Source organism: uncultured Anaerovibrio sp., assembly GCF_947302755.1.
In the GTDB taxonomy this organism is placed as follows: domain Bacteria; phylum Bacillota; class Negativicutes; order Selenomonadales; family Selenomonadaceae; genus Anaerovibrio.
The window spans coordinates 1-12,473 of the sequence record NZ_CAMYWM010000018.1 but is presented as its reverse complement, the minus strand read 5'-3'; the positions used below and the strand labels follow the sequence as shown (position 1 = coordinate 12,473).

At 46.9% G+C, this 12,473-nt stretch carries 12 protein-coding genes and 2 riboswitches; all 12 genes read left to right on the top strand.

The annotated features are described in order from the left end of the window. The first annotated feature begins 22 nt into the window (after window positions 1-22). Window positions 23-520 carry a cob(I)yrinic acid a,c-diamide adenosyltransferase gene (locus tag Q0Y54_RS03345; RefSeq protein ID WP_297964285.1) on the top strand — a complete coding sequence of 166 codons (498 nt, stop codon included), beginning with the start codon at window positions 23-25 and terminating at the stop codon, window positions 518-520. Between the two features lie 255 nt (window positions 521-775). Next, window positions 776-2,758 (top strand): single-stranded-DNA-specific exonuclease RecJ, encoded by a 1,983-nt coding sequence (gene recJ / locus Q0Y54_RS03340; RefSeq protein WP_297964283.1) that lies wholly within the window; start codon window positions 776-778, stop codon window positions 2,756-2,758. 66 nt (window positions 2,759-2,824) lie between these two features. Beyond that, entirely contained in the window at window positions 2,825-5,110 is a 2,286-nt protein-coding gene (locus tag Q0Y54_RS03335) for a bifunctional (p)ppGpp synthetase/guanosine-3',5'-bis(diphosphate) 3'-pyrophosphohydrolase (RefSeq protein WP_297964281.1), read from the top strand. Window positions 5,111-5,126: 16 nt separating this feature from the next. Further along, on the top strand, window positions 5,127-5,750 hold the full coding sequence (locus Q0Y54_RS03330; RefSeq protein ID WP_297964279.1) for an MBL fold metallo-hydrolase: 624 nt from the start codon (window positions 5,127-5,129) through the stop codon (window positions 5,748-5,750). 176 nt (window positions 5,751-5,926) lie between these two features. Beyond that, on the top strand, window positions 5,927-6,820 hold the full coding sequence (locus tag Q0Y54_RS03325) for a Bro-N domain-containing protein (protein ID WP_297964277.1): 894 nt from the start codon (window positions 5,927-5,929) through the stop codon (window positions 6,818-6,820). Window positions 6,821-6,942: 122 nt separating this feature from the next. Beyond that, window positions 6,943-7,039, top strand: a riboswitch (SAM riboswitch). Between the two features lie 85 nt (window positions 7,040-7,124). Beyond that, window positions 7,125-7,868, top strand: a complete 744-nt coding sequence (locus tag Q0Y54_RS03320) for an N-formylglutamate amidohydrolase (protein WP_297964275.1) — start codon at window positions 7,125-7,127, stop codon at window positions 7,866-7,868. Between the two features lie 420 nt (window positions 7,869-8,288). Continuing rightward, window positions 8,289-8,711: a MarR family winged helix-turn-helix transcriptional regulator gene (locus tag Q0Y54_RS03315; RefSeq protein ID WP_297964273.1), complete on the top strand. Its 423-nt coding sequence runs from the start codon at window positions 8,289-8,291 to the stop codon at window positions 8,709-8,711. Beyond that, window positions 8,708-9,910 carry an MFS transporter gene (locus Q0Y54_RS03310; RefSeq protein ID WP_297964271.1) on the top strand — a complete coding sequence of 401 codons (1,203 nt, stop codon included), beginning with the start codon at window positions 8,708-8,710 and terminating at the stop codon, window positions 9,908-9,910. Before Q0Y54_RS03315 ends, Q0Y54_RS03310 begins: the two co-directional genes overlap by 4 nt. 76 nt (window positions 9,911-9,986) lie before the next feature. Then, complete coding sequence (locus Q0Y54_RS03305) at window positions 9,987-10,109, top strand: YgiT-type zinc finger protein (RefSeq protein WP_297964269.1); 123 nt, start codon at window positions 9,987-9,989, stop codon at window positions 10,107-10,109. A 72-nt stretch (window positions 10,110-10,181) separates the two neighbouring features. After that, on the top strand, window positions 10,182-10,370 hold the full coding sequence (locus tag Q0Y54_RS03300; RefSeq protein WP_297964267.1) for a hypothetical protein: 189 nt from the start codon (window positions 10,182-10,184) through the stop codon (window positions 10,368-10,370). A 170-nt stretch (window positions 10,371-10,540) separates the two neighbouring features. Beyond that, on the top strand, window positions 10,541-11,914 hold the full coding sequence (brnQ, locus tag Q0Y54_RS03295) for a branched-chain amino acid transport system II carrier protein (protein WP_297964265.1): 1,374 nt from the start codon (window positions 10,541-10,543) through the stop codon (window positions 11,912-11,914). Between the two features lie 33 nt (window positions 11,915-11,947). Beyond that, window positions 11,948-12,063: riboswitch (FMN riboswitch) on the top strand. A gap of 112 nt (window positions 12,064-12,175) precedes the next feature. Next, window positions 12,176-12,473: bifunctional diaminohydroxyphosphoribosylaminopyrimidine deaminase/5-amino-6-(5-phosphoribosylamino)uracil reductase RibD (locus Q0Y54_RS03290; RefSeq protein ID WP_297964263.1), on the top strand; the 298-nt coding region annotated here is incomplete at its 3' end.

Sequence of the window (12,473 nt, the reverse complement as noted above, 5' to 3'; positions counted from 1 at the left end):
GTGTATGGGAGGCTAAATCGTTATGAGTGTTTATACCAAAACCGGCGACAAGGGTACCACCGGACTGTATACCGGCCAGCGGGTAGCCAAGAATTCGTTGCGAGTAAAGGCGTACGGTACAATTGATGAGGTTAACTCAGCCCTTGGTATGGCAAGAGCTTTTTGTAAGAATGATGAGGTTAAGGAGATTATCCTTAAGGTTCAGCAATGTAATGGCTTGCTCATGGCGGATTTGGCCAGCATAGACAAGGAGCCTATGCTGCTGGGCAGCCATGTGGCCCAGGTGGAATCCACCATCGACGGTATAGAGGCCAAGCTGCCGCCCCTGACCCAGTTCCTTATTCCCGGTGAGTCCCAGGGAGGTTCCTTCCTGGATTTGGCCAGAACCTTTATCAGACGGGCTGAGCGGGCTATTTTGGATTTGGCGGAGCAGGAATTGGTGCATGACAGCAATCGGTTGTATATCAATCGGATTTCTGATTTGTGCTTTGTGCTTATGCGGTTGGAGGAAAACAGATAAAATGAAGCTTTACTCAGGTGGAGCTTTAAATTTCATCTGAATTTAGCCGATTTTTATCTATTAGCATGGGGGTGCTTGCCTGCCAACTTGGACTAGGCGGGGCTGGCGTCTGTTGCCATGGAATAATATGTGGGAGCTTCTTTTGGAGGCTCCCTTTTTTGTGTGGCCAGCTTTGGAATATGATTTTATTAAAAAGAGGATTTTTGGAAGTTTTCTCGAAGTTTTTTTAGGTAATAGTAGTAGGAGTTGGTTACGATGATGAAAAAATGGAGAATAAAGCCCTATTCCGGGGAGAAGGCTGCTGAATTGGCTGCCGGACTGGGCATATCCCAGCTTTTGGCCGGGGCTTTGATAAACAGGGGAATTGATACCAGGGAGCAGGGGGATCTGTTTCTTCACCCTGAAAAAATACCATATTGTGATCCCTACATGCTGCCGGATATGGATAAGGCCGTTAACCGGATTATCAGGGCACTTGAGGAACAGGAGCATATTGCCATTTATGGTGATTATGACTGTGATGGAATTACCGCTACCTCCCTGTTGATGACCACCTTTAAGGCTTTGGGTGCCGAGGTGGATTATTATATTCCCGATCGCCTTACGGAGGGCTATGGTCTCCATGCTGAAGCCATGGAAAAGCTGGTGGCCAAGGGGGTACAGCTGCTTATTACCGTGGATTGCGGGATTAAATCCGTGGAGGAAATCAAATCCGTGGCCGGCCGGATGGATGTGGTGATAACGGATCATCATCTGCCGGGGACGGAGCTGCCTGAGGCTGTGGCGGTGGTGGATGCACACAGAAAGGATTCCCTATATCCATGTCCTGAACTGGCGGGAGTGGGGATAGCCTTTAAGCTGTGTCAGGCCCTGTGGCAGACCATAAAGGGGGAGCCATTGAAGGATCGGGGCATTGAACTGGTGGCCTTGGGCACGGTGGCTGATGCCGTGCCGCTGACCAACGAGAACAGGCGTATTGTCAGCACTGGGCTAAAGGCTATTGAAAATTCGGCCATGGCTGGTATTAAGGCCCTGCTGGAGGTGGCTGGCTGCCTGGGCAAGCCGGTGACCAGTACGGTGATAGGCTTTATGCTGGCCCCCCGAATAAATGCAGCGGGACGGCTAAGAAGTGCCTCCCTGGGGGTAGAGCTGTTAAATGCCCAGGATGCCGTCAGGGCGGAGGCTATTGCCCTGGAGCTGAATGATATCAACGAGGAACGGAAAAAGCTTAAGGATGATATGCAGCTGGAGGCTGAGGAGCAGCTTAAGGCTGTGGATATTGAAAATACCCGGGTGCTGGTGGTAGCCGGGGAGAACTGGCACCATGGGGTGATTGGTCTTACGGCAGCGGGACTTGATACAAAATATTACCGGCCAACCATCGTGATTAGCCTCCAGGACGGCATAGGCAAGGGGTCGGCCCGCAGTATAGAAGGGTTTAATCTCTATGAGGCCCTGGAAAACTGCAGGGAGGTTTTGGAGCAGTTCGGCGGTCACGAGGGGGCGGCGGGACTGACCATAAAAGAGGAAAATATTCCGGAATTCAAGCGTCGCATGGAGGAAGAGGCAAAGCGGCAGTTGACCGCTGAGCAATATATTCCCTTCTATGAGCTGGAGCAGGTGATTTCCCCCTTGGAGGTTACCATGGAAATGGTGGAGGAATTGGCTCTGCTGGAGCCCTGTGGCATGAAAAATGACAGCCCCCTGTTTGGCTGCCGGGGAGTACGGGCCGCCTACGCTTCATATATGGGCGCTGAAAACCGTCATATGCGGTTTAGTATCACGGATGGCAGCAGTTATGTAAGGGCGGTGGCCTTTAATATGAATGGGGATTTGGACAAAATTAATTCCCAGCCCCAGGATTTGGTCTATGAGCTGGGAATAAACGAATGGGAGGGCAATCGCTCCCTGCAGTGCATCATACGAAGTATGGAACCACCGTTAATGGACGAGAAGCCCATTGTCGTTGACAGGGATTTTTTAAAGGAGCTGTATTTGTTCATAAAAGGGTGTCATGATAACAGCAGGTCTGTATACAATGATTATTCCTGGCTGGCAGTGCGGATGCGCATTATGGGCCTCCAGGCAGAGACTGAGGCAGTGAAGCACGGATTACTTATCTTTCAGGAGCTGGGTATCCTGACTGTTGATGATGAAGGGCAGTGTCACCTGGTGGAGGGCACAGGCAAAATGAATTTACAGGATTCAGCCACCTTTTGCAGGTTGAATAATGTGTAACGTTGTGCCCCAAATATGGTATAATATTTTAATATCAAGTTTTTATTTCGATTGGCGGTGATGACAATGGATGCCACTCCAACTTCTACAAATGTTAATATTTATACGCCTGTTTGTGCTGGTGCTACAGCTGATGTATCTATTGATGATATTATAAATGCGGTTCTGGAATATCAGCCCAATGCGGATGTGGAGCTGGTACGCAAGGCATACGATTTGGCCCATTCAGCCCATGAGGGACAGAAACGGGCCTCCGGTGAGGAATATATTATTCATCCCTTGTGCGTAGCCAAGATTCTTACGGAGCTTCAAATTGATGCGGTGACCATTACGGCGGCTCTCCTCCATGATGTGGTGGAGGATACCATCTATGATATTAAGCAGATGGAGGAAATGTTTGGCCCGGAGGTGGCCATGCTGATTGATGGAGTTACCAAGCTGGGAAAAATCAAATTCCAGTCCAAGGTGGAGCAGCAGTCAGAGAATTATCGCAAGCTGTTTTTGGCCATGGCCAAGGACATTCGCGTAATCATTATCAAACTGGCTGACCGGCTTCACAATATGCGGACGCTGAAATTTGTAAAGGAAGAGAAGCAGCAGCGCATAGCCAGGGAGACCATTGAGGTATATGCTCCACTGGCCAATCGCCTGGGGATTTCCAATATAAAATGGGAGCTGGAGGATTTGTGCCTGCGCTATCTTGAGCCTGAGCAGTATTATGATCTTGTGGAAAAGGTTAAGCAGAGGCGTCAGGAGCGTCAGCGGTTTGTTGAGGATTCCATTTTGCAGATTCATACCAAGCTCATAAGAAGCGGGGTCAAGGCAGAAATCAGCGGACGGGCCAAGCACTTTTACAGTATCTACCGCAAGATGAAGCGGGATAACAAGGATATAAGTGAAATTTATGACCTGTCGGCTATCCGGGTATTGGTACAGAACGTAAAGGATTGCTATGCAGTCCTCGGGGTCATCCACGCCATGTGGAAGCCTATACCGGGGCGGTTCAAGGATTATATCGCCATGCCTAAATCCAATGGCTATCAGTCACTGCATACCACGGTTATGACCAGGGGCTTCCCGTTGGAAATCCAGATTAGGACCTTTGCCATGCACAAGATTTCCGAGTATGGTGTGGCGGCCCATTGGAAGTACAAGGAGCATGGCCGGGGAGCTACGGCGGCCAACGATTATGACAAGAAGCTGTCCTGGCTTCGTCAGATGGTAAATCTCCAGCAGGAGCTTAATGACCCCAGTGAATACATTCAGGCCCTGAAAATGGATATTTTTTCCGATGAGGTGTTTGTATTTACTCCCCGTGGCGACGTTATCGACCTGCCCAAGGGGTCTGTTCCCATTGATTTTGCCTACAGAATTCATACGGAGGTGGGTCACCACTGCGTTGGGGCCAAGGTAAACGGCAAGATTGTTCCATTGGAATACAAGCTGAAAAACGGCGATATTGTTTCGATTATTACCAATAAGGCCAATCAGGGACCAAGCCGTGACTGGCTCAATATTGTGGCGGCTTCCGATACCCGAAGCAAAATCAGGGGCTGGTTCAAAAAGGTGCGCCGTGAGGAAAATGTGGCCAAGGGCCAGGAGCTTCTGGAAAAGGAAGGCAAGAAGCTGGGCTATGACCCTAAGGATCTTCTGCGGGATGAATGGCTTAACGAGGTGTGCCTGCGGTTTAATATTAACAATGCCGGTGATTTGCTGGCGGCTATCGGCTATGGCGGCGTTACCGTAAGTGGGGTTATTGCCAAGCTGATTGAGCTGCACAAAAAGCTGATTAAGGAGCATACTCCGCCGGATGTTTCGGAGATGCTGGAAAAGCTGAAGCGTCCCCAGGGACAGGGCAATGCCCACAAATCCAAGGCCAGTCATGGTATTCTGGTGGAGGGAGAAGGGGGCATGCTGGTGCGTCTGGCCAAGTGCTGCAATCCAATTCCCGGGGATCCCATTACCGGATTTATTACTAAGGGACGTGGTGTGTCAGTACACAGGGCCGACTGTCCAAATGTGTCTGTGACCAGTGATGCCGCCTCCAGGGTTATTGCTGTAAACTGGGATGTGGGTCTTGACCGGGAATATACGGTGGAGATTGAAATTCACTGCAATGACAATCCAGGTATTTTGTCCAGCATCTTGGCGGTGCCTACGGAAATGAAGATAAATGTTTCCTCGGTAAATGCCCGGGCAAATCGCAACAACAAGACCTCCGTGATTATTCTGGGGATTGAGGTGCATGCCACCTCCCAGGTAAATCAGATAATGGCCAAGATACGGCGTTTAAAGGATATTTACAGTGTCAGCAGAGCCATGACCAGTAATGCGGACAAGCGTAATGATTGATTGGAGGATCGCATATATGGATTTTTCCGTAAAGAGCTTTGAGGTGGGGCCGGTCGCGGCCAACTGCTATATACTGAAGGACAACAATTCCAGCGCGGGAATGATTATTGATCCCGGCGGCAATCCGTCGAAGATATTGTCGGCCATAAAGGAAATGGGGGTTGAGGTGAAGCTTATTGCCCTTACCCATGGTCACTTTGATCATATCGGGGGGCTGAAGGAGGTAAAACAAGCCCTGAATGTGCCGGTGGCCATCCATGAGGAGGATGGGGACATGCTGACAGATGCCAGAAAGAATTTGTCGGCCTTTGTAGGTGTACCGGGAGAAATGGATGCAGCAGATGTGCTGCTGAAGGATGGTGACAATGTTTCCTTTGGCGGCTGCAGCCTTAAGGTTATCCATACTCCGGGCCATACCCCAGGCGGTGTGTGCTTCTATGGGGGCGGTGCCCTGTTCAGCGGTGATACCCTCTTTGCCGGCTCCGTGGGCCGCACGGATTTTCCGGGCAGCAGCACCGAGGCTATCCTGGATTCCATCCGCAACAGACTGGCCAAGGTATCCAATGCCACCAAGGTCTTCCCCGGCCACGGCCCAGCGTCTACCATGGGAATAGAGCGGGAAAGCAATCCATTTTTCTGAAAAATTGATAATTTATACGCAAGATACCCTGCAGCTTTGTGATTGAAGCTACAGGGTATTTTTTGAAATTGCATATTTCTGATAAAAAACTTGATTTATAGAATATGTGTTTTATATAATAGAGATAAAAGAATTGTTGTTCTGTTTTGAGGACGTAAGAAAGGCAGAAACGGATAATGAGTGAAGAAATGGAAAATATGCAGCTGTTTGAGGACCAGCCTATTCGCACTGCTTGGAATGAGGCGGAGGAAGAATGGTATTTTTCTATTGTGGATGTGGTGCGGATACTGACGGAAAGTAGTGATGGACGTAAGTATTGGAACAAGTTAAAGCAGCGGCTAAAAGCTGAGGGAAGTGAGTTGGTGACAAATTGTCACCAACTGAAATTGAAGTCTCCAAAAGATGGAAAAAGATATGCCACTGATGTGGCAAATACAGAGCAGCTGCTGCGTATTATACAGTCAATACCATCGAAAAAGGCAGAACCGTTTAAATTATGGCTGGCCCAGGTGGGTAAAGAGCGTATTGATGAAACCCTCGATCCGGAGCTTATAGCTGATAGATTGGTGGTTACCTATGAACGAAAGGGATATACCAAAGAGTGGATCAATCAGCGACTTATGGCAATCAGTGCCCGCAAGGAACTAACGGATGAATGGAAAGAGCGTGGGATAAAGCAGGGCAAAGAATATGCTGTACTTACCGATGAACTTACAAGAGCGTGGAGTGGGATGTCTACCCGTCAGTACAAAAATCTAAAAGGACTAAAAAAGGAAAGCCTTCGGGACAATATGAGTACTACTGAATTAGTTATAAATATGCTGGCAGAAACGGCTGCCAAAGAATTTTCGGAAGCAGAAAAACCATCTGGACTTGCTCAAAATGTTTCTGTAGCTAAGCGAGGTGGCAAGGTGGCTGGCGATGCAAGGAAGGCTATTGAAGAGGGAACAGGCAAATCGGTTATTACTAGCAAAAAGGCATCGGAGTTAAATCACGTTGTTATACAAATGATTGAAGCCAGTGCTAATACCGTCCTAGAGGAAGAAAACTCAGATGGAAATGGAAGTTGAAGAACAGGGCAGAAATGCTGAAATAATTGAAAGGAATTTTTAATATTGCTTTAATGACGGAAAATATAAGATTTGCTACACTATAATTGCCGTATAGGCAACAAGATAATTAAATATATTCTTAACCATAAAGAGAAGGCGAGAGACAAGCTCGATGACCCTTCAGCAACCTGCCACGGGTGAAAACGTGGTAAGGTGCTAAAGCTTGATTGATGGGTAGGATAAAGTAAATCGGGCCCATCAAGACGATGGGCTTTTTCATTGCGTCTCTTTTTGGTTTACAGAACAAAAGGAGACGATGAAAATGTTAGAAAATGTAGTAATTCATGTTCCACACGCATCCCTGTACATTCCAGAGGCGTATATCCTAGACTATGATTTGGAAGTATTGAGCCACGAAATGTTAGTGATGACAGACTGGTACTGCAATGAGCTCTTTGCCTGTGAAGCTGAGATGGTGGATTTAAAGGTGAGTCGGCTGGTGTGCGATGTTGAGCGCTTTCGTGATGACAAGGATGAGACTATGAGCCAAAGGGGAATGGGGCTGTATTATACTCATAGTTCCTGGAATATGCCATTTAGAAAATTTAGTAATGCCAAACGGGAAGAGGTAATCAGAAACTATTACGACCCGCATCATGCAAAGCTGGAGGCCACCGTGGAACACCGCTTGGCCCAATATGGCCAGTGCCTAATCATTGATGGCCATTCCTTTCATCCCGAGCCACTGCCTTATGAACCTGACCAGAAGCCAAACCGACCGGATATCTGCATTGGTACTGATGACTACCACACCTCCCCGAACATGGTGTACAAAATGGTCAATTATCTTCAGGACCATAATTTGTCGGTAAAAAACGATTCACCCTTTGCCGGGGCACTGGTTCCTATGAAGTATTACCGTCAGGACAGGAGAGTACAGTCGGTAATGATAGAGATAAACCGCAGCCTCTACCTTGCCAATGGTTGTGAGAAAAGTGAACGCTTCAGTGAGGTACAACACATAATAAAGGGCTTGATTGAAATCATGGGAATGGAAATGAAGTAAGGGAAATCCTTTGTTACACCGTTAACAAGAAAAGGGGCTGTCGCACTAAGAAAATGCGATAGCCCCTTTGTTAGTTAATGGGTCAATTCTTGTTGGTAAGATGCAAAACTTCGTCTTTGGATAAAATGATAACTTATTCAGGTGGAGTTTTAATTCCATCTGAATTTAGTTGAATTTTACCCAGGGCTTTGCGGACGTATCCAAGAGGCAACGCCTATTGGTTAATACGCCCCATGGAAAAGTGTCAGCTATGGGGCTTTTCTTCCCCTTAAAAGGAGGAAGACTTAGCACCCGTTCGCGTGGGGTTAAAATATCTTGTTGACAATAATACGTTAGCGTACTAATATAAAGTACGTTAACGTATTATTTTTATTAAATCATCATAAAATTCGATAAGTACAAAAAGAAGGTGAAATCACGATGCAGATAGATGATACATTGGGCTATCTGTTATGTCGAACGGCCAGAAAGGTTCATCGCCATACCGAGAAAATATTCAGCCCATACGGACTGACTATAGAGCAATGGGTGGCTATGAAGATATTAGCTGAGCATCCGGATATCAGCCAAAAAGAATTATCCGGGCAAATGCAACGAGATCCCAATACAGTGAAGGCGATTGTGGATAGATTGCTTAAGAAGGATTATGTAAAAAGGGAGCCTAATCAAGCTGACCGTCGTGCCTTTTTCCTGCAGCTGACCGTGTCTGGTAAACAGCTTGTGGATAAATTGGCAGCGGAAGATGAACGGGAAAATCGGCAATTGGAGCTGGAACTGGGCGAAGTGGATACAGCAAATATGAAGAAAATGTTACTAAAAATAGAGGAAATGATTAGAGAATGAATAAACTTTGGACAACGGAATTTATTAGTATGGGCGGCTGTAACTTTCTGGTATTTATGAGCCAGTATATTATGATTGCCGCCTTGCCGATTTTTATTATGGATGATTTGCATGGCGGGGAACTGGAGGCAGGCATGGCCATGACTTTTTTCCAGATTGGAACTGTGGCCTGCCGTCCATTGGCTGGAAAACTTATCGACAGCGTGAATAAGCGAACATTGATGTTGGTGGCGACACTCTGTTTTGGGCTTATTATGCTTGGGTTCAACTTTTTTCAGACCCTTACAGGGCTTTATAGCTTGCGCCTGTTTCATGGTGTGATTTTTGCTATTGCAACTACGGCAGCTGCTGCTATGGCCGCAATGGTATTACCGGCGGAGCGCAAGGGCGAGGGGATTGGTTATTTTGCCTTGACCACAAATTTGGCTATGGTTGTAGGTCCTTTGCTGGGGTTGGTAATAATCGGCAGCTGGGGAGCTGAGATGTTTTTCCCCTTTATGGTGATGCTGGCATTATTTACCTTTGTTGTGGCAAATCATCGTAGACTGCCTGATGCAGTTATTTTGCCAGCTAAAAAGCAGCGCCATGGCATCTCCGTCAGTGATTTTATTGAACGCAGGTCTGTGGCTATGTCTTCCATTGGTGGCTTGGTATTCTTTGCTTACGGTGGCGTATTGACATTTATTCCCCTTTATGCGAAATCCCTGGGTCTGCAGCAGGAAACCAGTATGTTCTTTGCCGTATTTGCCACTGTTATTGTGCTGACTCGTCCTATCGTTGGAAAAATATTTGATACCAAGGGACCAGATTATACAATCTATCCTGGTTTTCTGTGTTTCGCTTTGGGAATGATTATTTTTGGTCAGATTTCTACTATGCTGGGGCTTTTAGTGTCGGCTGCAATATTGGGTATAGGCTTTGGTGCTTTGAGCCCAGCTTTTCAGACATTGGCTATCCAAAGTGCACCGATGGAGCGTAGCGGTGTGGCTACAGCTACCTATTTTTGGTCCCTGGATATTTGTGTCGGACTGGCAGCTGGCCTTTTGGGAATAGTCGCAGCTGGCTATGGCTATACCTTTATGTATAGTGTGGTTTGCACTGGTGTTATTGCAGTAGCTGCTGTTTGTTATTTTGTTTGGAACAAGTATCGGCAAGGCGCTATGTCAGTGATGAGCAAAATATTTCCGGTTAGGAATTAATGGTTGTTTTTTGATAGATTATTCTACAGCCCTTGTGCAAAAGATAGCATTTATAGACCAGAAAGGAGCATTTTTGATGACTTGTGTCATGTGTAAAGGCGATATGGAAGATAAATTGACCACCTTTATGGTGGATTTGGGAAATTGTATTGTTATCGTAAAGGGTGTTCCTTCTCATGTATGCAGCCAATGTGGATAAGTCTCTTATAGCGATGATGTAATTAACTTTATCAAGGAAATCAAAGAGAATAAAGAAGAGAGGGTGAGTTATATGACTTATGAAATGAAAATACTTGAAGCCCATAACGATGGCAAGGAAGAAGGCCTGAAAGAAGGCCAGTTGAATAAAGCAAAGGATATGGCAATTAAAATGCTTCGCAGGAATGAGCCCATGGATAAAATTATAGAGTATACCGGCCTTAGTGAAAAAGAAATTGAAGAATTATCCAATCAACAATGATATGCGTTGTGAAAAATATATATTGTTTATACTGAATAATCGATTGACAACAAAAAGCTGGTGAAAAGGGCAGGCTCTTTTTCATCAGCTTATTTTAGATTTCTTTGACATCCCTGTAGCGCAGTGGTAACATTTTATCTGTTGTGATTTTATTTAAGGGGCGTTTTATTGTGAATGAGAAATTAAGTTGGAAAAATTATCTGTTTGTTGCCAGTATGCTGTTTGGTATGTTCTTTGGCGCCGGCAACATTATCTTCCCGGTTCATCTGGGACAGGCAGCCGGCAGCAATGTGTGGCCGGCAATTGCCGGTTTCATTTTGACTGGTGTGGGTATTCCTATTTTGGCCGTGGCAGCTATCGGCATGTCCGGCGGTAACGGCCTGCAGGATTTGGCTTCCAGAGTGAATAAAAAATATGCCATGTTCTTTACCTGCATGCTGTATTTGACCATCGGTCCATGCTTTGCAATTCCGCGTTGTGCAACGGTTCCTTTCTCTATGGGGATTGCACCGATGTTTGCCGGTATTAGTCCGGAGATGGCACTTTTTGGTTTTTCTTTGGTGTTCTTTGCCATTGTCATGTTCTTTTCCCTCAGACCAAGTGGAATTGTTACCTGGGTGGGAAAGATTTTGACCCCGATTTTCCTGATATTTTTGGGCAGTTTGCTGTTGGTGGCCTTTGCCAATCCAATGACGGACAGCATTGCCAGCATTGCTCCGTCAGCAGAATATGAGTCCGGGGCCTTTGCCAAGGGTATTCTGGAGGGCTACAACACCATGGACGCCATGGCTGGCTTGGCTTTTGGTATTATCGTAGTAAACAGTATGAAAAATCTTGGCCTGTGCACTAATGAGGCCATTGCTTCGTCCACTATTAAAGCCGGTGTCCTCAGTGGCATCATCATGTCAGTGATTTATCTCATGATTATCCTCATGGGTACCATGAGCATGGGGGTATTCTCCATGGCGGAAAACGGTGGCGTGGCTTTGTCGGATATTTCCGGTCATTATTTTGGTGCCGCCGGCGTATTCGTGCTGGCGGGAATTGCTACCTTTGCCTGTCTTAAGACGGCCATCGGCCTGGTAACCAGCTGCTCCCAGACCTTTTGCGAAATGTTCCCTGGGGGTCCTGGCTATCGTACCTGGGCCTGTATCTTTGGGGCTGTATCCCTGCTGATTTCCAATGTGGGTCTTACGGCGATTATCGTTTATGCCATTCCTGTATTGATGTTCCTGTACCCGTTGACCATTACCCTGACCCTGTTGGGCCTGGTGGGCGGTTACTTTAATCATTCCAAGTGGGTATATGGCATGGTTACCTTGTTTACTGTTATTGCCGCAATATTCGATTTGGTAAATGCTTTGCCGAAGGAATTGGCCGGTTCTCAGCTGGTAACCTCCATGGTGGCCTTCGCTACGGAATATATTCCGTTCTTTACCCAGGGCTTTGGCTGGCTGGTACCGGCTCTGGCGGGCTTGGTAATTGGCCTGGTGATGTACAAGGTTAGGGACGAATACAGCAACCATAAGGTTGCAGTTGGATAATTGCTGTGGTATAATAAGCGGTGGAAATACAGATACAGTCTTTGGGGCAGGGTGTAATTCCCTACCGGCGGTATAGCCCGCGAGCCCTTGTGGCATGACACGGTGAAATTCCGTGGCCGACAGTATAGTCTGGATGAGAAAAGACTTGTATGTACATTATTTTTGTGTGCATTTGGGGCTGTTGAAGAGTTTCGTTCTTCAACAGCTTTTTTATTTGATATAGGCTGTTCTGTGTATCTCATTTTCTATAGGAAAGAGGTGATGGAATTGCAGGATGAGTTTTATATGAGTGAAGCTCTGCGGGTGGCGAAAAATGCCATGGGCAGAACGTCGCCAAATCCTTTGGTGGGAGCGGTTATCGTTAAGGAAGGCCGCATCATTGCCGAAGGCTGGCATCGCAGGGCCGGTACTCCCCATGCGGAAATTCATGCCATGAACATGGCCGGCGAGCTGGCCAAAGGGGCAACAGTATATGTTACCTTGGAGCCATGTTCTCACTATGGCCGAACCGGCCCTTGTGCCAATGCGCTGGTGGAGGCTGGTGTAGCCAGGGTGGTGG

What these genes read in the sequence shown, in the direction of transcription:
- Q0Y54_RS03335 (WP_297964281.1), top strand. Translation starts at nt 2,825, where the DNA reads ATGGATGCCACTCCAACTTCTACAAATGTTAATATTTATACGCCTGTT.
- Q0Y54_RS03300 (WP_297964267.1), top strand. Translation starts at nt 10,182, where the DNA reads ATGACTTATGAAATGAAAATACTTGAAGCCCATAACGATGGCAAGGAA.
- Q0Y54_RS03330 (WP_297964279.1), top strand. Translation starts at nt 5,127, where the DNA reads ATGGATTTTTCCGTAAAGAGCTTTGAGGTGGGGCCGGTCGCGGCCAAC.
- recJ (WP_297964283.1), top strand. Translation starts at nt 776, where the DNA reads ATGATGAAAAAATGGAGAATAAAGCCCTATTCCGGGGAGAAGGCTGCT.
- Q0Y54_RS03305 (WP_297964269.1), top strand. Translation starts at nt 9,987, where the DNA reads ATGACTTGTGTCATGTGTAAAGGCGATATGGAAGATAAATTGACCACC.
- Q0Y54_RS03315 (WP_297964273.1), top strand. Translation starts at nt 8,289, where the DNA reads ATGCAGATAGATGATACATTGGGCTATCTGTTATGTCGAACGGCCAGA.
- Q0Y54_RS03325 (WP_297964277.1), top strand. Translation starts at nt 5,927, where the DNA reads ATGAGTGAAGAAATGGAAAATATGCAGCTGTTTGAGGACCAGCCTATT.
- Q0Y54_RS03320 (WP_297964275.1), top strand. Translation starts at nt 7,125, where the DNA reads ATGTTAGAAAATGTAGTAATTCATGTTCCACACGCATCCCTGTACATT.
- Q0Y54_RS03345 (WP_297964285.1), top strand. Translation starts at nt 23, where the DNA reads ATGAGTGTTTATACCAAAACCGGCGACAAGGGTACCACCGGACTGTAT.
- Q0Y54_RS03310 (WP_297964271.1), top strand. Translation starts at nt 8,708, where the DNA reads ATGAATAAACTTTGGACAACGGAATTTATTAGTATGGGCGGCTGTAAC.